A 19,414-nucleotide genomic window follows, 5' to 3' on the forward strand; every position below is an offset into this window, starting at 1 on the left:
TGCCAATCTTGGCTCATCAATTTTCTGACAAATATTTCTCAAATAAACTTCGAGTAATTTCTACCATCAATCAATGAAAATAATTTCGATCGATCAACCAGTAAAAATCCACACAAGTTGTTCTTCATAATCTCTTAATGATCTTCTTGCTAATTCGTCACCAGCAAGCTAGGTCGGCTATATTACTCTCTATCTCTAGAAAGTCAACCAGTAATTCAGATTATTTTTAAACTTATCAAATAAAACCCAACTCAATTAAACTTAACTAAGTCACTGTTTTATCAGAAGTTTTAATCTTCATCACCGCCGATGGATGTGCATTCTACAGCATTTCAGAGCCCTTGCAACACTTCTTGCAAAGATTTTTTTTCGTGTGTTTATTTTTCAAACCAATAAAAATACAAATAATTGTTATATATAGTTAATTTATTTTCATTATTTTTGAATTTTATTGAGCACCTTCAACAAAACCTACCCACTAAATCAATAAGATATTGTTTTATTTGAATTTAAATTATAAAAGTCTTTATCACATGACTTATATCGTTCAATTCACATTCTATTCTTGTTTGATTTTTCATCAACCTGGCGTTTATATACACAAAACTTGTTTTATCCGGTCTTCTTCCAAGATACATAGGCCCTATTTAAATATGGAAAAATTGATTGCAACGCTAAAAATTAAAAAGCCATCGCTATTGAGCAATGGCTTTTGGAGTACTGAGTAACAATTAGAATTTCATACTGACACGTGCCCAGTAATTACGTCCCATATTATTAAACTGCTCGGTTGTTGGTAAACCTGTCCCGGAAGCCCCCATTTTATTTAAGTGCTCGGTATAAGTCCGGTCTAGGACATTATCGACTCCGACTGATACATCCACGCTATCCATAATATGATAGCTACCGTTTAAAGACAAAGTGCCAAAGCCTGCGCTCTGCTTGTTGTCATAACCCACAATATTACCTTCGTTAAGACTGATCCGGTTTTGACCACCCACTACACGCCATAGCAATCCAAAATTATATTTGTCTTGAACATAACGCAAGTTAACACGGGCTTCTAAAGGAGAGATTTGTGGCAAAGGCGTATTATCTGTGGTGTTTTCACCCCAGGCATACATGGCGCTGATATCGGCCTGCAGGCGGTCAGTAAACTGGTAACCAATTCCAGCTTCTGCACCAGCGATAGTGGCATCGACATTACGGGTATGTGCTTCAAGCATTCTCATCATGCCAGTAGGTTTATAGGTTGTTAACACATAATCATTAATCAAACCTGCGTATGCGGATGCCCATGAGTTGAAATGACCATGCTCATGTTGATAACCAAAATCTAGCTGTAATGTCTTTTCAATATCAATATTGGCAAAAGTATTGACGTTATCATTTCCCGTTTTAGGACTAAATAATTCCCAGTAATCCGGCATACGCTCGACATAACCCAGACCCATATAGGTCTTGCCATCGTCATGATCGGGATGATGATTTTCAAAACGAATAAAGGCACTCGGTAAAGTTTCTTTGCGTTCCTGTTGAGATTGAACAGCGTCTACATTGACCTGATCAAGACGAACACCAGACACTAGCTTATTGTTATCACTAAGCTGATAACTCAATTCTCCAAAAGCCCCCACAGACTGGAATTCCATATCTTGAGTTCGTGGCTGAGTTTGATACGGCGTCATCAGACTTCCATTACGTTTAGTATGTTCATTGTTCTGACTATCAATACCAGTAATCAGCTGCAATTTATCCCACTCATTGGTCATTGCCATACGTGCGTTCAATGTTTTACGTGTCACATTGGTCGCCATTGGCATACTCATCATTCCTCCAGGCTGGAACTCACGTAAACTAAAGTTATCCATAACGTGGTCATTAAAGTTATAGTTCACTTGAGCTTCGACTTTTTGAATGATATCGGTAAGATTTTTCTTTTCTACACGAAGTCCTAAACTTTCGCGGGCAAACTTGGAACCGTCCATTGCACGGCCGGCATAAACTGCTTCACCATCAGCTTTACCGCCAGTCAGCTCTACCCAGGTATCTGTATCTGGAGTCCAGCCCAATGCCAGATCCGCATTCCAGCGCTCCCAATCTGAAGGTACAGTGGTTCCATCTCCATCTTGATAGCTATTCAATACCGAACGATTGGTATTGAGGCGAATATATTTCTGTTCATCGCCTGCTGCGACTTCCACATTATGATCAAGACGTCCGAAAGCTCCCATCAAGACACTGGCCTGACCGCGATAGTTTTGATCTTGATCAAACTGCTCCGGTGTACGTTCGAAAATCACTGTGGCCGCAGAGCCAGTATTGGCATACTGAACCGTTTGCGGTCCTTTAATCACCGAAATACGGTCATAGCTTTCCGGAGAAATATAAGAGGTCGGCGAATCCATACGACTTGGACAGGCGCCCAGGTTTTCGGTGCCATCAGTTAGGATCTTAATTCGTGAACCAAACATGCCGCGGAACGTCACATCACCATTGGTACCGGCACCGCTATTGACCGAACTAAAACCGACAATACTTTGCAAATAATCCGCACCATCACTGGCAGGAATCGGTTGAATCGGCTGTTTTGGATCAGCGCGGACAATCAGCCCATTGGCATCATTACCTGATGCTGACGTCACCACAATCGGGGCAAATGTCTGAACCGGCATGGCGTCATTGGCCATCACTATCGAAGAATAACAAGCAACACAAATCGCAGCCGCAAGTGGCTGTAAAGAAAATTTAGGCTGAGCCATTTCTCTATCTCACTAAATACATAAATTAGGCACAGCTTGAGTCAATACCAACCCAAGCTGAAAAATGCAGATTTATGCAGGCAGTGGTGGCGCTCGCCCCTGAGGAATTAAGAAGAGTTGCTGAAGGACAAACCAGACATGCTTAAAGGTTTTTTGATAGGCAATTAAACGGACATGAATCCGGTCAAGAACCTGTTTGATGTCCAGATCAGGCGGTAAGACTAAATTGGCATGAACCTTACAGTACTGACACTGATGATTGGCATCATGATGATCATGTTGAAGATGATCAGATTGGATAAGGTGACTATGCTCGCCAGCGCTATGCTGTGCATGAGCATCTGTCGCGATAAAAAGCGCACGCGTGATGGTTTCACAGACCGGAGCAACCTGATATTGCTTCGGTAACAAAGGCTGTAAAAATACAGCAATCTGTAGAAACACAGCTGCAAATGCAAATAGCAGCCCCGCGCGTAAAAACACAGGCTATTCCTAAAACATGCTTATGTTGATTATAGCAAAGCCCAATCAGAATTGGGCTTTGCTAGACCATTTAAATAAACTTTAAAATGATCCTAGCGTTTCACTGCCACCTTGTCTTTATTACGCTGGCGAACCAGTTTTTCCACTTTTTCACGTGCACGTTGACGTTTTAATGGCGATAAATAATCGACAAATAATTTGCCATTTAAGTGATCCATTTCATGTTGGATACACACAGCGAGAAGTCCGTCAGCATCGAGCTCAAATGCTTGACCTTCCAGATTAATTGCCTCAATTTTTACGCGTGACGGACGATCAACTTTATCGTATATTTGAGGAACTGATAGACAGCCTTCTTCGTAAGGCTGCGTTTCTTCAGTCAATGGTGTGATTTTGGGGTTAATAAACACCATCGGTTGATCTTTATTTTCAGACAGATCCATAACAATCAGCTGAATATGACGATCCACCTGAGTCGCGGCAAGTCCGATACCTGGTGCTTCATACATGGTTTCAAACATATCCGCAGCGAGCTGACGAATTTCATCAGTCACTTCTTCGACAGGTTGTGCAATGGTACGAAGACGGGGATCCGGGAAACTTAAAATAGGTAATAAGGCCATACTGCGTCCTCAATTATGCCATTGATCAAAAAACCAAATGAAGGGAATGCTTCATCAAAAAAATGTGTGTAAGATCGTTATTATAACGCAACTACGCACATAATTTTAGGAATTATGATAATGAAAAAGGTTTTGAAGGGCATGCCATTTTTTAGTGCCTTGGGGTTTAAAAATCAGATGCTGGCACTTGCCGTTTGTGTAGGCGTCAGTATGGGGACCATTCATTCTGCCGAGGCAGCACCTGCGCGCAACGTCAATCCACCGGCATTAAAAGCTAATGCACCGAACGTTTATGTGGTGAAAAAAGGCGATACGCTTTGGGATATCTCGAAACGCTTCCTGAAAAATCCGGTCCGTTGGCCGGAAATCTGGGCCAGTAATAAGCACGTGAAAAATCCACACTGGATTTTCCCGGGTGACCGCCTGCTGATGTGTGATTACCAAGGCCGCCCAATTATTGGTAAAGACGAAGGTGATGGTTGTGAAGGTATTATCAGCCGCTATCTTGGCAGTACTTCTCTGCAACCCCAGATTCGTGTTGAATCTTTAAATAATACGATTCCCGTGATTCCGCTTGAGCATATCAAGCAGTGGCTAGAGCGCTATACCCTTCTGGCGCCTGATTCAGTTCAGGGCACACCCTACATTCTCGGAACTGCAGATCAGCGCGTACTGGCAGGCAAAGGCCAGAAAGTTTATGCACGTGGTCACGGCCTGGTAGTGGGTCAACGCTATGCGGTGTATCGCGAAGCTGAACCGTATGTATTTACGGATGCAAACGGTAAGAAATATACTGCTGCACTTGAGCTGCAACAGGTGGCATCTGGTATTGCGGTACGTGGCGAAGGTGATGTAACCACACTTGAACTGACGGATAGTTACAATGCTGAAGTCCGTCGCGGTGATCGCGTCTTACCTGAATACGATCCAATGTTACCGACCCTGTTCTATCCGACCAATGCAGAAAATATTGCTGCCGGTGGCCAGATTGTGCGTGTATTGGGATCAATTGGTACTGCAGCACGTCATAGTGTGGTCACCATTGACCGTGGTACGGCACATGGGGTTCAGACGGGTCATGTCTTTAGTGTGAATCAAAAAGGTGAAGTGGTCACTGATCCTAAAACTAAAGAACGTGTGCAATTGCCAGGTGAGCGTATTGGCCAGATCATGGTATTTAAAACCTTCGATCAGTTGAGCTATGCCTATGTGCTGGAAAGTGAATTACCAATCAAGGTTGGTGCTAACATTCAGCCGCCACTATTAGAAGACTAAGCTTTTAAACGGGATGATGTGGATTGATCGGCATCATCCCTCTTGTTTGAACTCATACCCATAATAAGAAGACACCGAAATAGGTCTCACCATGTTGAATACATTGTCGACAGCGCAAATCCATGCCATTACGCTGTGGTATTTACTGCAACACTCCCTCAGCAGCTTTTATAAAATCAGTCAGCATTATGCAGACCTCGCCCATGCAATTGATGCCTCTCAAACCGAAACATGGCGCAAGTTGGGCATTCATAAAAACCACATTCAGCGCCTGCAAGATTTCCAGTCAAGTGAGTCGCAGCTCCATTTTCAGCGCAGTCTTGAGCAGATCCAGTTGCACAGTGACTTTGTGCTTTTACATACAGATGCCGAATATCCACAGCAATTGAGTCATTATGCGCATAAGCCGCCAATCCTGTTCGGGCAAGGGCATGCAGATCAATTGCTGCAACCGCAAATCGCGATTGTGGGGAGTCGCAAGCCCAGTCTGCACGGCCGGCAAGTCGCTTATGACTTTGCTTTTTATTTGAGTGAACAAGGTTTTTATATTAATAGTGGCCTGGCACAAGGGATTGATGAAGCAGCACATCAGGCCGCATTACAACATCGGCGAACGATTGCAGTGATGGGCACAGGCATTGAACAGACCTACCCTGCTGCCCATCAAACACTACGTCAGCAAATCATCGAACATGGAGGTACGGTCATTACTGAGTTTTTGCCATTTACTCCCCCCTTACAGCAGCATTTTCCACGGCGTAACCGAATTGTCAGTGGCTTAAGCCTCGGAGTGATTGTGGCAGAAGCCGCCTTGAAAAGCGGTTCATTGCTGACCGCACAATGGGCAGCGGAACAAGGCAAGACCACATTCGCCATCCCGGGGCATATTTACAGTGAACATCATCAGGGCTGTCATCAACTGATTCGTGAAGGCGCGATTTTAATTGAGCATCCACAGCAAGTAATCGAAGATCTGGCCTTAGCCACCCAGTGGCAATCAAATGCAAATCATTTAAAAAAAGACAGTCCGCCTGAGCAAGCAAGTACCATTCCACCGCATTTAATTCATCTTTATAATCAACTTGATTGGGTCGGACAGACCCTGGATCAGCTCAGCCTTCAGTTACAGCAGGAAGTATCTTCCTTGACCAGCCAACTGATGGAACTGGAGCTGCTTGGCTTTACTACTCAACAAGCCGGCCTGTATCTGCGTTGTCGTATCCTCAAATAAAGTTCACAATAGGACTTTGCTATTTTGTATAAGGTATTCACATGATCACTACCTCTGTTGCCGAAGCAGCAGCATGTCTTAAAGACGGACATGTCTTGGCATATCCTACAGAGGCTGTTTGGGGCTTGGGTTGCGACCCCTACAATGAACAGGCATTTCATCAGATTTTGACCTTGAAGCAGCGCTCGATTGAAAAAGGCGTGATTCTATTGGCAGCTCATCTTTCACAGGTGGAACATCTGTTGCAGGATCTGACTGAGGAAATGCGTGAACAGGTGATTGAATCCTGGAGTAATGATCGGCCAGCAGAACGAGCCACCACCTGGCTGCTTCCTGCCCATCAGGAGATTCCTGGCTGGATTAAGGGCAAGCATCCCAAAGTTGCAGTCCGCGTCACCAACCATCCGCTCTGTGTAGCCTTGTGTCAGGCCTTTGGCGGTTTTATTGTTTCGACCAGCGCCAATCCTGCCGGAATGGAACCTGCGCGCTCACTGCAGGATGCGATCCGCTATTTTGACCAGAATCTGAATTATCTGAATGGTGACTTAGGCTTAAGCCAGCAACCAAGCCGGATCATTGATGCAGTAAGTGGCACAGTTATTCGTGACTGAGTCCTGTCTGATTTAGTCGGGACACTCAAGCCCGACTAAAGTTTTAAGACAAAAAAAAGCTCGGCCATATAGGGATGGCTGAGCATAAAAAGGATGTGCATAAATCACATCCAGAGGGTTCAGAAAATCTCTGGGAGTCTGATAAAACAAGGATTTTCTTGCTTGACCATTCTCGATGGGCGCATTATGAAAGAAACTGAGTACAACGACAAGTACAATAAAACAATCAAATAATACATATTGTCTATTAATAGCAAACAATTTTTGACCAATATTCAAAATATCTTGCTCTTTCTATTCTCTTTTTAAAATAAAACGATATTTTTCTATTTGTTTTAACATTTGAAAATTAGCATTTAAAAGGGGATTTCAATTAAAAAAGTTTTGATCAACCGCTCAATATTTAATCAGGAAAAATTCTTAATTAGCTTTTTTAATTCCTGATTAAGCGGATCTTCCGGGATATTGAGCCCAGAGGATTCCAACTAAAATGATGCCACCGCCGATACTGTGATACATGGTCCAGGCTTCGCCCAGCCACAAATATGCGACTACTGCAGTAAAGACAGGCATCAGGTTCATAAAAATACTGCTGCGATTGGGACCAAGTTGCTGCACAGCCATCATCCAGAACAAGGGCGCGGCAATGGAAGGAAAAATTCCGGCATAGACAATGCTGGCTGCATTAGCATGATTGATGCTGTCCAGACCTAAAATCAATACCAAAGGAATATGATAGAGAAAGGCCATAAAAATCTGAATATACAGGCTCACTAAGAGTGGAATCTGAATCTGCCATTTTTTCAGAAACACGCCATAACAGGCATAGAAAAATACTGCGATCAACATCAACAGATCGCCAATATAACTTTCACCAACAGTTAAAAACTGTAAACCCTGCCCTTGTGCCATGACATACATCAAGCCAATAAAAGACAGAAGACTCCCCAGCACTGCAGCCTGTGTTGGGCGAATCCTTAAAACAAAAATACCCACGATAATGGTAAAAATAGGAATAAAGGCATTGATCAGGCCCATATTGGTTGCAGTGGTATAGTGTGCCGAACTATAAGCCAACCCCTGATAAAGCACCATTCCCAGCGCACTCAAAACAGCAAAATGCCCGAGATATGGACGGATCTCCGGCCACGCTGCTTTGACTTTGGGCAACATGAATGGAGTTAAAATCAGTAAGGCCAAGGCCCAGCGGTAGAAACTGATACTGATGGGAGAAATATAATCTGCCACATAGCGGGTGACAGTCATATTCAGAGACCAAATCAAAACTGCGGCCAGTGGTAAGGCCATGGCCCACCAGACTGCCTTTTGTTGCTGTGTCATACTTTCATCCATGAGTCGCTGGTCTTGTTATTAAGCTATGCGTATTCGCGCATCCTAGCATAATAGATTTTTCACATAATATTGAGGCAATTTGCAGCTTTAAGTAACTGAGCTCACCTGTTTTTACTTGTACTGAAAGCGAATACCCGTTAAAACAAATACCGTTCAGTCGCAATAAACAGGAAATCTAATGACTCGCTCTGTATATGACATTCCAGTCAAAACCATTGAAGGAACAGAAACCACTTTAAACCAGTACCAAGGTAAGGTTTTGCTGGTGGTTAACGTCGCATCTAAATGTGGCTTGACGCCGCAATATGAAGGCTTACAAAAACTGTATCAGGACAAAAAAGCGGAAGGTCTGGAAATTCTTGGCTTCCCTGCCAATAACTTTTTGGAACAGGAACCGGGTAGCGAAGCCGAGATTCAGGAATTCTGTTCAGTGAATTATAAAGTCGACTTCCCGCTATTTGCTAAAATCTCTGTCGCGGGTGAAGACAAGCATCCTTTATATACCACCCTTACGCAGGCTGTACCGGAACGTATCGGTGAAGGTCCTTGGTGGAAAGATCTGGTCGATTATGGCCTAACCCCAAACCAGCCACCAGAAGTACTCTGGAACTTTGAAAAATTCCTGATCAATAAAAATGGTGAAGTAGTGGCGCGTTTTGCACCAGACATCACTGCGGATGATCCACGGATTGTCGATGCAGTGAATGCAGAACTTGCAAAATAATTCTCGATTATTCTCATAAGCATCAAGCTTGAAATAAGTATCTATTTTCTTGGTAGATACTTATTTTTTTCAAAACTGCTATTTAGCTAAATTGAGATTCACCGGACATATCTTTAAAGTAATTGCAGGCTAAAAAAGCCAATTCGGTGAGAACAAAGTACTTCTTTACCAGCTTTTAATAAACTTTTTCCTGTTTTTAAATAATGAAATATTCGGAACCCAGAAGAATTGTTATGAGTTTGCAACAATCTTTTTTATCTCCATAGTTTGTCCTTATATTAAATACTACTCAAATTCCATCACCTGTATCGAGACCCTGATTCCATGTCCAAGATTCTTGCCAATGCTGTCCTTCCTTTCGCATTATTTAGCTCGGGAATTTTACTGATGGGCTGTGAACAGGCTGTCGAAACACCGACTGAACAGGTAGATACAACAACGTCAGATTTAGAACCAGCCTCTCAGCAACAAGGCTCGGCAACACCAACTGAACTTAAATCTGGCAATATGTTTTATATGGTTCGGGATGTCGCCGACTTACAGCTCAAGGCCGGCAGTTATGTGGAACAGTTAAAACAGACCCAGAGCGAACTGCAAACGGCGGTCGAAGCCAAAGATACCCAGCAACTGCAATCCACTGCGACCCAACTACAACAGCAACTCAGCAGTTTTAATCAGGTACTGGGCAACTTGAACTTGAAAAGTCAGGAAATTGACCAGATTCGTAATAATATGATGTCTGCAAACCAGCAAGTGCTGGCTTCTCCCCTCTTGAATGGTCAGGTGGATTTTAGCCAAGTGGACTTGAAAAAGATTGAATCGCAGATGGTGAATGTTCAAGCCGAAATGGTCAAACTGGCAGGCTTGCTGATCCAGAATCCAGATCAGGAATCAGAGAGCAATACTGATCAGGACAATACTTAAAATACCTAAACATCTCATTTTGAGGCGATTGATCGAAACATGTCTTCCTCAATCGCCTTGCAGGCTATACACTGTTATGGATTATAAAAATTACATTTAGATCAATAATTTTCATCTAATCAGATCATCAGGAGTTCAATCATGTCGAATTCAGTGCTGTATTCTGTGGTTCCAGTCACATCCCGGCTTGATCTGAAAGATCCTTTTATTTTTACAGTTCATCATCAAGATCATTATCCGCAAGGCAATGCCGAATTAGGCCCAGTTTCCCCGCCACAGCAGCATGAATATGACATGTATTATGGCGAGAGTATTCCCGGCTTTCCGGAGCATCCGCATACGGGTTTTGAAACCATTACCATTGTCGAGCGCGGGTATGTCGATCATTTTGACTCGCTGGGAAACTCGGGACGTTATGGCGCGGGTGATGTGCAATGGCTGACTACCGGCAATGGGGTACAGCATTGCGAGATGTTTCCCTTAGTCCATCAGGATCAGAACAATCCTCTGGAGCTGTTTCAAATCTGGCTGAATTCCTCACCGGAACAGAAAAAGCAGCCGGCCGATTATAAAATGTTGTGGCGTGAACAGATTCCACATGTATTTTCAGCCGATGCGGCCGGACGTAAAGCGGATATTCGGGTCATTTCAGGACAGTTTAAACAGACTCAGGCACTGGATCGTCCGCCACATTCATGGGCAGCCATTCCAGAGAATCAACTCAATATGTATTTAATCACTTTAAAGCCGGAAGCAGAATTAACCATTCCTGCCAGCACTGCTACTGCAACGCGTTTTTGTTATTTTTATCAAGGTAGAAGCTTGGAGCTTGAAGGACAGAAGATAGCGCCGAAGCATCTACTTGAACTCAAACCGGATGCAGATATTCAGCTCAAAGGTGGGCTGCTGGAATCACATATTTTATGGCTGGAAGGTGAACCGATCGGTGCACCAGTTGCCATGCATGGACCTTTTGTTTTAAATAGTGCGCAAGAGCTGGATACTGCTTTTCGCCGTTATCGCGAAACCCAGTTTGGTGGCTGGCCTTGGCCAAGCGCTGAACCGTCATTTCCACCAGAACATCCACGTTTCGCCAGTTATGAAGGCGGTAAACGTGAAGAATATCCAGACCAACTAGACAAAGAAACCACTAAATAGTGGCTTCTTTGACATTGGATCAGCTCATATTATTCTTTCGGGCTTTTGACAACGATTAGTTTCTTCTGCACAAACTCTCTAAAACCATCAATCGACAGTTCATGTCCATAACCGGAATTTTTGATTCCACCAAATGGCAATTCGGGCGTGGTGTCAGTAAACCAGTTGATCCAGATCATGCCGGTTTCTACCCGTGACGCCAGCTTTTTCGCCCGCTCAATATCCTGAGCATGGATCACGCCACCCAGACCATAATTGGAATCATTGGCAATTTCGACAATTTCATCATCATCCTTGGCCACATAGATTTGCGCCACCGGGCCAAAGAATTCTTCATACCAGGCTTCATTTTCACGCGTGATATTTTCCAGAATCGTTGGCGCATAGAAATTGCCTTGATGTTCTACAGCCTTACCGCCAATGACCACAGTTGCACCTTGTGCTACGGCCTTATCGACCTGCTTGGTCAGTTTTTCCAGCGCATCTTTTGAAGACAGTGGCCCTAAAGTGGTTTCAGGATCAAGCGGATCACCCAGTTTTAACTGTTCAAAGGCGTTCAGCATGCCGGCTTTGAATTGTTCGGCAATTTTTTCATGCAGAATAAATCGCTTCGCCGCCGTACATACCTGCCCGGCATTATTGACACGCGCCTGACAGCCTAACTTGATCGCGCGTTCCAGATCTGCATCATCGAGTACGATAAATACATCATTACCGCCCAGTTCCAGCGTTGATTTTTTAAGATGTTTGCCCGCCTGTTCAGCGACTGCACTGCCCGCACCTTCTGAACCTGTGAGTGCCACACCACGCACACGCTTGTCTGCAATTACTTCAGCGACCTGATCACTGCTGATAAACAGATTGGTCCAGACACCTTTGGGTGCGCCTGCATCCAAGACCAGTTGCTCAAAGGCTTCAGCACATTGCGGCACAATGCCGGCATGTTTTGCCAGAACCGGATTACCAATGGCACAGTTCGGTGCAAATACCCGCATCAGTTGATAAAATGGGAAATTCCACGGTTCTACCGCCATGATAATACCCAGTGGATGATGCTCAACCCAGGCCTCACCCAGTTCCGTTTCATAGGACACGGGCGCTAAAAATTCTTTGGCATGATCAGCATAATATTCTGCAATTTTGGCGCAGGTTTCGATTTCACCTTCACTCTGCTTGATCAGTTTTCCCATATCCAGCGTCATGAGCTTAGCCAGTTCAGATTTTTGCTCTCGCATATTGCTGGCCAATTTGCGCAGTACTTCAATACGGGTATCGACCTGTTGTGACCATTCTGACTTTAGGATTTTTTCTGCGGTATCGAGTGCATTTTGAATATCTTGATCGTTATGGGATGGGTAGTCTTTCAATTTTTGATTAGTAAATGGATTAATAGATTGATAAGCCATGATTTTCCCTTTTTCAATTATAAGTTTCGCCTGTTCAAAACCCAATCGCATCAAGTTATAACAAACGAGTATCTATTCGAATTATTTAACTTATCATTGATTTTTTTATGGCGTGTGTCTGCTTACAGATTGGTTCAAAACATTACTGAGAAAGGGTAAAAGTTATATCGAGCGGTACAGAATGCAATAAATGCAGAGATTTTATAACCTCTTCTTAGGTCTTCTCTTTTGAGTAGTTTCTCTTACTACTGGAATGGGATGTCTAGGTGATGGTTTTAATCCTACACTTTTAATTTTTCTTATCTCTTCTTGATCTAAATTGTAGTAAACAAAAAGTTGTTGAATTAAATTTTCTAAAACTTTTAAGTGCAAAACTAGCTCTTTTCGAGTTTTGGAGTCTGCCCTATGTGCAGCATCATTCCCTAAATAACGAATATCATCAAGTAAACCTCTTTGCTTAATTGAGATAAAACCCTCATGTTCAAACTTATTTAAAATTTCCCCCAAATCATCTGAATGACCAAAATATTTCACAATCTGCTCTAATAATGTTCTCAAGCCTAATCCAGTTAGCAAAGGCATTTTATTATTTAACGCCACTATGACCTCTTCATAAGTAGAATAAATCTCTTCAGGTAAGATTTTCTCAAACTCTTTAGAAAAAGCAGTTTCTTCGTCTCTAAGAGGAAAAGTTTTATATAAATAATTTACTTGGTAGATCATATCTTCACTTTGATCATACCCTACAGGATCAACGTCATAAGAGTCATGGGACTTTGTTTGATATGAAATAGACTCACAATTTAAACATCTCAAAATTCTATAATTATAATAAAAAGATATATTTGGATCAGAACAATCATTGTGTGATATATCTACCAATACCTCATGCTTAATTTTTGTTTTACATTCAATACATAATATTTTTTCATAAACAATTTTTGAATCTTGCTTAACACCCTCAAAAATTGGATTCAAAGAAACTATTTTCATTATTCTAGAAATACTATTTAAAAAATTAGTATATAAAAAAACCACCCTTTCGGGTGGTTTTTTCAATCTCAAACCGTCTCTTATTGAGCGCGGTTTTTGATTTTGCGGATCGTTTCCAGCTGAGCAGCAGTTTCTGCAAGAGCAGCCAAAGCAGCAGCAGCGTCCAAATCGCTCTTTTGATTCGCAAGCAATGCTTCAGCGTGTTTACGCGCTTCAACAATAGCTGCTTCATCTAAGTTTTCTGCACGGACTGCAGTATCTGCAAGAACCGTAACAACATGCGGTTGAACTTCTAGAACACCACCAGATACATAGATCAACTCTTCTGTACCGTTTTCCAAAATAACGCGGATTGCGCCAGGTTGGAGCAAAGTTACCAACGGAGCATGGCCAGGCATAATACCTAACTCACCGCCAGCACCTTTTGCAATTAGCATAGTTATAGTGCCTGAGTACAAAGACTCCTGAACACTTACAACATCACATTGCATAGTCGCCATGAGAATCTCCTAAATTAGAGTAGCTAATTAAAGTTTCTCGGCTTTAGCAATAACTTCGTCAATACCACCAACCATGTAGAACGCTTGTTCTGGGATGTGATCGTATTCACCAGCTAGAAGACCTTTAAAGCCACGAATCGTTTCTTTAAGAGATACTAATTTACCAGGAGCACCAGTAAATACTTCAGCTACGTGGAACGGTTGAGAGAAGAAACGCTGGATTTTACGCGCACGGTAAACAACCAGTTTATCTTCTTCAGCAAGCTCGTCCATACCAAGAATCGCGATGATGTCTTTAAGCTCTTTATAACGTTGCAATACGTTCTGTACAGAACGTGCAATTTCATAATGCTCTTGACCAACAACTAACGGATCTAACTGGCGTGAAGTTGAGTCTAGTGGATCGATCGCTGGGTAAATACCAGAAGATGCGATGTCACGGCTCAATACAACAGTTGCGTCCAAGTGAGCAAACGTTGTAGCAGGCGATGGATCTGTTAAGTCATCGGCAGGTACGTATACCGCTTGGATCGACGTAATAGAACCAGACTTAGTCGATGTAATACGTTCTTGAAGAACACCCATCTCTTCTGCAAGAGTCGGCTGGTAACCTACTGCAGATGGCATACGACCTAGAAGTGCTGATACTTCAGTACCCGCTAGTGTATAACGATAGATGTTATCTACGAACAATAGTACGTCACGGCCTTTACCGTTTTCGTCTTTCTCGTCACGGAAATATTCAGCCATAGTAAGACCAGTCAACGCTACGCGTAAACGGTTACCCGGTGGCTCGTTCATCTGACCGTAGACCATTGCTACTTTGTCTAGAACGTTAGAATCTTTCATTTCGTGATAGAAGTCGTTACCTTCACGAGTACGCTCACCAACACCAGCAAACACAGATAAACCTGAGTGAGCTTTCGCGATGTTGTTGATCAACTCCATCATGTTTACAGTTTTACCAACACCGGCACCACCGAACAGACCAACTTTACCACCTTTCGCGAACGGGCAAAGTAAGTCGATGACTTTAATACCAGTTTCTAAAAGGTCAGTAGAAGCCGCTTGTTCTGCATAAGAAGGCGCTTGACGGTGAATTGGTAAACGCGCTTCAGTCGCAACAGGACCAGCTTCGTCGATCGGGCGACCAAGAACGTCCATGATACGGCCTAGAGTCGCTGTACCTACTGGTACAGAAATCGGCGCGTTAGTGTTAGTTACGTTCAAACCACGCTTAAGGCCTTCAGTAGAACCCATTGCAATAGTACGAACTACGCCATCACCAAGCTGTTGCTGAACTTCTAAAGTAGTTTCAGTACCATCTACTTGGAGAGCGTCATAGATCTTAGGAACGCTGTTGCGTTCAAACTCGACGTCGATAACCGCGCCGATGATCTGAATGATACGACCGCTATTCATTGCTGTCTCCTCAATTCAAAATAATGTTAAACGGCAGCGGCACCACCAACGATCTCAGAAATTTCCTGAGTAATCGCGGCTTGACGCAGCTTGTTATAAATAAGTTGCAGGCTCTTAATGATCTCGCCTGCGTTGTCTGTCGCTGCTTTCATAGCGACCATACGTGCAGACTGCTCACATGCGATGTTTTCAATCACACCTTGATACACCACAGACTCGATATAGCGAACCAACAAGCCATTTAAAAGCTCTTCAGCTTCAGGCTCGTAGATGTAATCCCAACCGTATTGACGGTTCAGATTCTTGTCTTCTTCAGCAGCAGCCAAAGGAACAAGTTGTTCGATTTTTTGATTTTGAGTCATGGCATTGACAAAGCCGTTTGACACTAGATAAATACGATCTAACTCGCCTTTATCATAAGCGTCCAACATCACCTGTACAGAACCAGATAACTGCTCAAGACTTGGGGCATCGCCGACTTGCGTCGTCGCACCAAGCACTTTACCGCCGTAGTTTTTAAAAAACGAAACCGCTTTTTGACCAATTAAAGCAAATTGAACTTCAATTGACTGCTCTTGTTGCTGTTGAACGTGTTTAACCACTTTCTTGAACAGGTTAATGTTCAAACCACCAGCAAGGCCACGATCTGAAGACACAATAATATAGCCAACGCGCTTAACCGGGCGTTCAACCATATAACGGTGTTTGTATTCAGGATTCGCTTGGACCAAATGAGCAATTACACGGTGCATATTTTCGGCATACGGACGGCCTTGAGCCATGCGCTCTTGCGCACGACGCATCTTAGAAGCTGCTACCATTTGCATCGCTCGAGTAATCTTCTGCGTGCTCTTGATACTAGCTACTTTGGCGCGAATTTCTTTTAAATTTGCCATACGCTTAACCTAGTATTCGAAAGCCCTTGCGAGCTTCCGAAGGTTGATTCCGTGAACCAAACCGACACTAAATTCAACAGAGGTTGAAATTAGTAAGTTTGAGTCGCTTTAAAGCTTTCAATACCTGCTTTGATTGCAGCTTCGATGTCTTTGTTGTAATCACCAGAGGCATCGATTTGTTGCATTAACGCAGCATGTTCTGAACGGAAGTAAGAAATCAACGCAGCATCAAAGTCTACGATTTTCTTAACGTCTACGTCAGCCATGTAGCCTTCGTTAGATGCATAAATTGAAACAGCTTGGTCAGCAATTGAGTATGGAGCATATTGTTTTTGCTTCATTAACTCAGTTACACGTTGACCATGTTCAAGTTGCTTACGAGTTGCTTCGTCAAGATCAGAAGCGAACTGAGCAAATGCTGCCAATTCACGGTATTGCGCCAAAGCAGTACGGATACCACCAGACAATTTCTTGATGATCTTAGTTTGCGCTGAACCACCAACACGAGATACAGAGATACCCGCGTTCACAGCAGGACGAATACCTGCGTTGAATAATGATGTTTCAAGGAAGATCTGACCATCAGTAATCGAAATTACGTTGGTTGGTACGAATGCAGATACGTCACCCGCTTGAGTTTCAATAATCGGCAATGCAGTTAATGAACCAGTTTGGCCTTTCACTTCACCGTTAGTGAATTTCTCAACGTAGTCAGCAGATACACGAGAAGCACGTTCAAGTAGACGCGAGTGTAGATAGAATACGTCACCTGGATACGCTTCACGACCTGGTGGACGGCGTAAAAGCAATGAAATTTGACGGTAAGCAACAGCTTGCTTAGACAAGTCATCATAAATGATTAACGCATCTTCACCGCGGTCACGGAAGTATTCGCCCATTGTACAGCCAGAGTACGGAGCTAGATACAGCATTGCTGCTGGATCAGCTGCAGCTGCTGCTACAACAGTGGTATACGCCATAGCGCCAGTTTCTTCTAGCTTGCGTACCACGTTAGCGATAGTCGATTGTTTTTGACCGATTGCTACATATACACATTTAATGCCAGAGTTTTTCTGAGCGATGATCGCGTCGATCGCCATTGCTGTTTTACCAGTTTGACGGTCACCAATGATCAACTCACGTTGACCACGGCCTACAGGGATCATTGTATCTACTGATTTATAACCAGTTTGTACAGGTTGATCCACTGATTGACGCCAAATTACGCCTGGTGCTACTTTTTCAACAGCATCAGTTAATTTTGCATCAATAGGGCCTTTACCATCAATCGGGTTACCCAAAGCATCTACTACACGGCCTAAAAGTTCTGGACCAACCGGAACTTCTAATACACGACCTGTGCAACGCGCTTTTTGACCTTCTTGAAGGCTTAAGTAGTTACCTAAAACAACGACGCCCACTGAATCCTGTTCTAGGTTCAGTGCCATACCGTAAAGGCCGCCGTCGAATTCGATCATTTCACCGTACATAGCGTCAGCTAAGCCGTGAATACGCACAATACCGTCGGAAACCATAACAATGGTTCCTTCGTTCTTAGCGGTTGCGCTGGTGTCCAGATCGCCGATACGCTGTTTAATGAGCGCACTGATCTCGGATGGATTCAGTTGTTGCATTGCGCTATACCTCAATCTTTTTAAAGTTCAGTCTTCTAAATGCAATTAAGCAAGAAGACGAGTACGCATTTTTTCAAGCTTGTTAAGCGCAGAATCATCTATCACTTGGTCGCCTGCACGAATAACTACACCAGCAATCAGCGCTGGGTTAACTTCTACAGAAACATTTACCGCCGCTTCGAATTTTTTCTCTAATGCGTGAGTAAGAAGTTGTTCCTGTACAGAAGTCAATGGGAATGCTGATTCAATCACAACATCCACAGTATTGTTATTCTGTGATTTAAGCTGCTCATATTCTGCTGCAATCTCAGGAAGAAGAACCAAACGGTTATTCTCTGCAAGCAATGTCAGGAAGTTAGACACTGCTGCAGTTTGGTCTTCACCTAAAACTTTCGCAAAAAGAGCCACCTGCTCAGCAGGTGTAAGCTCAGGGCGATTTAGATAAGCTGAAAATGCTTCGTCTTGCACCGCAGCACTGAGCAATTCAAGTGCTGTTGACCAAGAGTCAGTTGCACCTTGCTCAGAAGCGTAAGCAAATGCTGCTTTAGCGTATGGGCGTGCCAACGTCAAGAGTTCAGCCATAATCCGCCTCTCTTAAAGTTTAGCAGCCAGCTGAGTCAGCATGGCATTGTGAGCTTCTGCATCAACTTGCTGGCTAAGAATTTTCTCAGCACCAGTTACTGCAAGAGCAGCCACTTGTTGACGCAATTCTTCGCGAGCAGCATTGATTTCAGTATCAACAGCTTCTTTAGCCTGTTGACGAATACGCTCACCTTCAGCCGCAGCTTGGGTACGCGCTTCTTCGATCAATTGTGCACCACGACGGTTCGCTTGTTCGATCAATTGAGCCGCTTGTGCTTTTGCCGCGTCTAACTCAGCTTTCACTTGTGCTTGCGCATCTGCAAGGTCAGCCTTCGCTTTTTCAGCAGCATTTAAGCCATCAGCGATTTTACGCTGACGTTCACTAATCGCATTGATTAGTGGTGGCCATACAAACTTCATGCAGAATGCGACGAAAATCGCAAACGCAATCGCTTGGCCAAACAATGTGAGGTTGATATTCATTGCAAATTCCTCAAATAGTGAATTTCGGAATTAAGCTGATTAACCTACAAATGGATTAGCGAAGATGAAGAACAAGCCAATACCAACACCGATCATAGGCACAGCATCAAGAAGACCCGCGATTAAGAACATACGAGTTTGAAGTTGTGGAGCCAATTCTGGTTGACGAGCTACAGCTTCAAGGAAACGGCCGCCTAGAAGACCAAAACCAATCGCAGTACCTAAAGCACCGAAAGCGATCAAGATAGCAGATGCAATTGCAACTAGACCTAAAGTGAGTTCCATGATAATTCCTCAGAGGTTAGGTTTTATACCAAATTAAGTTAAAAAATTGTGTGCCCAACCATCCGTTGA

19 protein-coding genes are annotated in these 19,414 nt (G+C 43.4%); 6 read left to right on the plus strand and 13 right to left on the minus strand.

From position 1 onward, the window contains the following. Positions 1–731 precede the first annotated feature (731 nt). The 3 genes from NI462_RS10420 to def all read right to left on the minus strand — a co-directional run bounded on the left by NI462_RS10420 (position 732) and on the right by def (position 3,868). Positions 732–2,762, minus strand: a complete 2,031-nt coding sequence (locus tag NI462_RS10420) for a TonB-dependent copper receptor (protein WP_253160522.1) — start codon at positions 2,760–2,762, stop codon at positions 732–734. Positions 2,763–2,834: 72 nt separating this feature from the next. After that, positions 2,835–3,245 (minus strand): DUF2946 family protein, encoded by a 411-nt coding sequence (locus NI462_RS10425; protein ID WP_004644876.1) that lies wholly within the window; start codon positions 3,243–3,245, stop codon positions 2,835–2,837. 92 nt (positions 3,246–3,337) lie between these two features. Beyond that, positions 3,338–3,868, minus strand: coding sequence for a peptide deformylase (gene def, locus NI462_RS10430; protein WP_004644875.1), 531 nt, complete (start codon positions 3,866–3,868; stop codon positions 3,338–3,340). 120 nt (positions 3,869–3,988) lie between these two features. Between def and NI462_RS10435 the strand changes: the two genes are divergently transcribed. The 3 genes from NI462_RS10435 to tsaC all read left to right on the plus strand — a co-directional run bounded on the left by NI462_RS10435 (position 3,989) and on the right by tsaC (position 6,985). Next, positions 3,989–5,143 carry a LysM peptidoglycan-binding domain-containing protein gene (locus NI462_RS10435; protein ID WP_253160524.1) on the plus strand — a complete coding sequence of 385 codons (1,155 nt, stop codon included), beginning with the start codon at positions 3,989–3,991 and terminating at the stop codon, positions 5,141–5,143. A gap of 91 nt (positions 5,144–5,234) precedes the next feature. After that, positions 5,235–6,374, plus strand: coding sequence for a DNA-processing protein DprA (gene dprA / locus NI462_RS10440; protein ID WP_253160526.1), 1,140 nt, complete (start codon positions 5,235–5,237; stop codon positions 6,372–6,374). A gap of 41 nt (positions 6,375–6,415) precedes the next feature. Beyond that, the gene (gene tsaC, locus NI462_RS10445) at positions 6,416–6,985 is read left to right on the plus strand and encodes an L-threonylcarbamoyladenylate synthase type 1 TsaC (RefSeq protein WP_253160528.1); all 570 of its coding nucleotides are present in this window, start codon (positions 6,416–6,418) and stop codon (positions 6,983–6,985) included. 444 nt (positions 6,986–7,429) lie between these two features. Here tsaC and NI462_RS10450 read toward each other — a convergent pair whose 3' ends face one another. Beyond that, the gene (locus NI462_RS10450) at positions 7,430–8,326 is read right to left on the minus strand and encodes a DMT family transporter (RefSeq protein ID WP_253160530.1); all 897 of its coding nucleotides are present in this window, start codon (positions 8,324–8,326) and stop codon (positions 7,430–7,432) included. A gap of 190 nt (positions 8,327–8,516) precedes the next feature. Here NI462_RS10450 and NI462_RS10455 point away from each other — a divergent pair, with 190 nt between their 5' ends. The 3 genes from NI462_RS10455 to NI462_RS10465 all read left to right on the plus strand — a co-directional run bounded on the left by NI462_RS10455 (position 8,517) and on the right by NI462_RS10465 (position 11,144). Continuing rightward, positions 8,517–9,062: a glutathione peroxidase gene (locus tag NI462_RS10455; protein ID WP_004281007.1), complete on the plus strand. Its 546-nt coding sequence runs from the start codon at positions 8,517–8,519 to the stop codon at positions 9,060–9,062. 324 nt (positions 9,063–9,386) lie between these two features. Next, entirely contained in the window at positions 9,387–9,986 is a 600-nt protein-coding gene (locus tag NI462_RS10460) for a PM1805 family lipoprotein (protein ID WP_253160532.1), read from the plus strand. Between the two features lie 141 nt (positions 9,987–10,127). Further along, positions 10,128–11,144: a pirin family protein gene (locus NI462_RS10465; protein WP_253160534.1), complete on the plus strand. Its 1,017-nt coding sequence runs from the start codon at positions 10,128–10,130 to the stop codon at positions 11,142–11,144. A 29-nt stretch (positions 11,145–11,173) separates the two neighbouring features. Here NI462_RS10465 and NI462_RS10470 read toward each other — a convergent pair whose 3' ends face one another. The 9 genes from NI462_RS10470 to atpE form a co-directional block, all read right to left on the minus strand. Then, a complete protein-coding gene (locus NI462_RS10470; protein ID WP_253160536.1) occupies positions 11,174–12,550 on the minus strand; it encodes an NAD-dependent succinate-semialdehyde dehydrogenase in 1,377 nt (458 codons plus the stop codon). A 201-nt stretch (positions 12,551–12,751) separates the two neighbouring features. After that, a complete protein-coding gene (locus NI462_RS10475) occupies positions 12,752–13,609 on the minus strand; it encodes a DUF4145 domain-containing protein (protein ID WP_253160538.1) in 858 nt (285 codons plus the stop codon). Between the two features lie 14 nt (positions 13,610–13,623). Continuing rightward, the gene (locus NI462_RS10480) at positions 13,624–14,043 is read right to left on the minus strand and encodes a F0F1 ATP synthase subunit epsilon (protein ID WP_004732608.1); all 420 of its coding nucleotides are present in this window, start codon (positions 14,041–14,043) and stop codon (positions 13,624–13,626) included. Positions 14,044–14,070: 27 nt separating this feature from the next. Continuing rightward, complete coding sequence (gene atpD, locus NI462_RS10485) at positions 14,071–15,465, minus strand: F0F1 ATP synthase subunit beta (protein WP_004644863.1); 1,395 nt, start codon at positions 15,463–15,465, stop codon at positions 14,071–14,073. A 26-nt stretch (positions 15,466–15,491) separates the two neighbouring features. Further along, entirely contained in the window at positions 15,492–16,361 is an 870-nt protein-coding gene (gene atpG / locus NI462_RS10490) for a F0F1 ATP synthase subunit gamma (RefSeq protein WP_004644862.1), read from the minus strand. A gap of 89 nt (positions 16,362–16,450) precedes the next feature. After that, positions 16,451–17,995, minus strand: coding sequence for a F0F1 ATP synthase subunit alpha (gene atpA, locus NI462_RS10495; RefSeq protein ID WP_004644861.1), 1,545 nt, complete (start codon positions 17,993–17,995; stop codon positions 16,451–16,453). 45 nt (positions 17,996–18,040) lie between these two features. Beyond that, a complete protein-coding gene (locus NI462_RS10500) occupies positions 18,041–18,577 on the minus strand; it encodes a F0F1 ATP synthase subunit delta (protein ID WP_159138884.1) in 537 nt (178 codons plus the stop codon). A gap of 12 nt (positions 18,578–18,589) precedes the next feature. Further along, positions 18,590–19,060 (minus strand): F0F1 ATP synthase subunit B, encoded by a 471-nt coding sequence (locus NI462_RS10505; protein ID WP_004280990.1) that lies wholly within the window; start codon positions 19,058–19,060, stop codon positions 18,590–18,592. Positions 19,061–19,099: 39 nt separating this feature from the next. Then, positions 19,100–19,345 (minus strand): F0F1 ATP synthase subunit C, encoded by a 246-nt coding sequence (gene atpE, locus NI462_RS10510; protein ID WP_000424060.1) that lies wholly within the window; start codon positions 19,343–19,345, stop codon positions 19,100–19,102. Positions 19,346–19,414 lie beyond the last annotated feature (69 nt).

The sequence above is a fragment of the Acinetobacter lwoffii genome, assembly GCF_024129715.1.
Taxonomy (GTDB): domain Bacteria; phylum Pseudomonadota; class Gammaproteobacteria; order Pseudomonadales; family Moraxellaceae; genus Acinetobacter; species Acinetobacter lwoffii_U.

What these genes read in the sequence shown, in the direction of transcription:
- atpG (WP_004644862.1), bottom strand. Translation starts at nt 16,361, where the DNA reads ATGGCAAATTTAAAAGAAATTCGCGCCAAAGTAGCTAGTATCAAGAGC.
- def (WP_004644875.1), bottom strand. Translation starts at nt 3,868, where the DNA reads ATGGCCTTATTACCTATTTTAAGTTTCCCGGATCCCCGTCTTCGTACC.
- atpA (WP_004644861.1), bottom strand. Translation starts at nt 17,995, where the DNA reads ATGCAACAACTGAATCCATCCGAGATCAGTGCGCTCATTAAACAGCGT.
- NI462_RS10470 (WP_253160536.1), bottom strand. Translation starts at nt 12,550, where the DNA reads ATGGCTTATCAATCTATTAATCCATTTACTAATCAAAAATTGAAAGAC.
- NI462_RS10435 (WP_253160524.1), top strand. Translation starts at nt 3,989, where the DNA reads ATGAAAAAGGTTTTGAAGGGCATGCCATTTTTTAGTGCCTTGGGGTTT.
- NI462_RS10460 (WP_253160532.1), top strand. Translation starts at nt 9,387, where the DNA reads ATGTCCAAGATTCTTGCCAATGCTGTCCTTCCTTTCGCATTATTTAGC.
- NI462_RS10450 (WP_253160530.1), bottom strand. Translation starts at nt 8,326, where the DNA reads ATGACACAGCAACAAAAGGCAGTCTGGTGGGCCATGGCCTTACCACTG.
- atpE (WP_000424060.1), bottom strand. Translation starts at nt 19,345, where the DNA reads ATGGAACTCACTTTAGGTCTAGTTGCAATTGCATCTGCTATCTTGATC.
- NI462_RS10420 (WP_253160522.1), bottom strand. Translation starts at nt 2,762, where the DNA reads ATGGCTCAGCCTAAATTTTCTTTACAGCCACTTGCGGCTGCGATTTGT.
- NI462_RS10500 (WP_159138884.1), bottom strand. Translation starts at nt 18,577, where the DNA reads ATGGCTGAACTCTTGACGTTGGCACGCCCATACGCTAAAGCAGCATTT.
- atpD (WP_004644863.1), bottom strand. Translation starts at nt 15,465, where the DNA reads ATGAATAGCGGTCGTATCATTCAGATCATCGGCGCGGTTATCGACGTC.
- NI462_RS10465 (WP_253160534.1), top strand. Translation starts at nt 10,128, where the DNA reads ATGTCGAATTCAGTGCTGTATTCTGTGGTTCCAGTCACATCCCGGCTT.
- NI462_RS10480 (WP_004732608.1), bottom strand. Translation starts at nt 14,043, where the DNA reads ATGGCGACTATGCAATGTGATGTTGTAAGTGTTCAGGAGTCTTTGTAC.
- NI462_RS10505 (WP_004280990.1), bottom strand. Translation starts at nt 19,060, where the DNA reads ATGAATATCAACCTCACATTGTTTGGCCAAGCGATTGCGTTTGCGATT.
- tsaC (WP_253160528.1), top strand. Translation starts at nt 6,416, where the DNA reads ATGATCACTACCTCTGTTGCCGAAGCAGCAGCATGTCTTAAAGACGGA.
- NI462_RS10455 (WP_004281007.1), top strand. Translation starts at nt 8,517, where the DNA reads ATGACTCGCTCTGTATATGACATTCCAGTCAAAACCATTGAAGGAACA.
- dprA (WP_253160526.1), top strand. Translation starts at nt 5,235, where the DNA reads ATGTTGAATACATTGTCGACAGCGCAAATCCATGCCATTACGCTGTGG.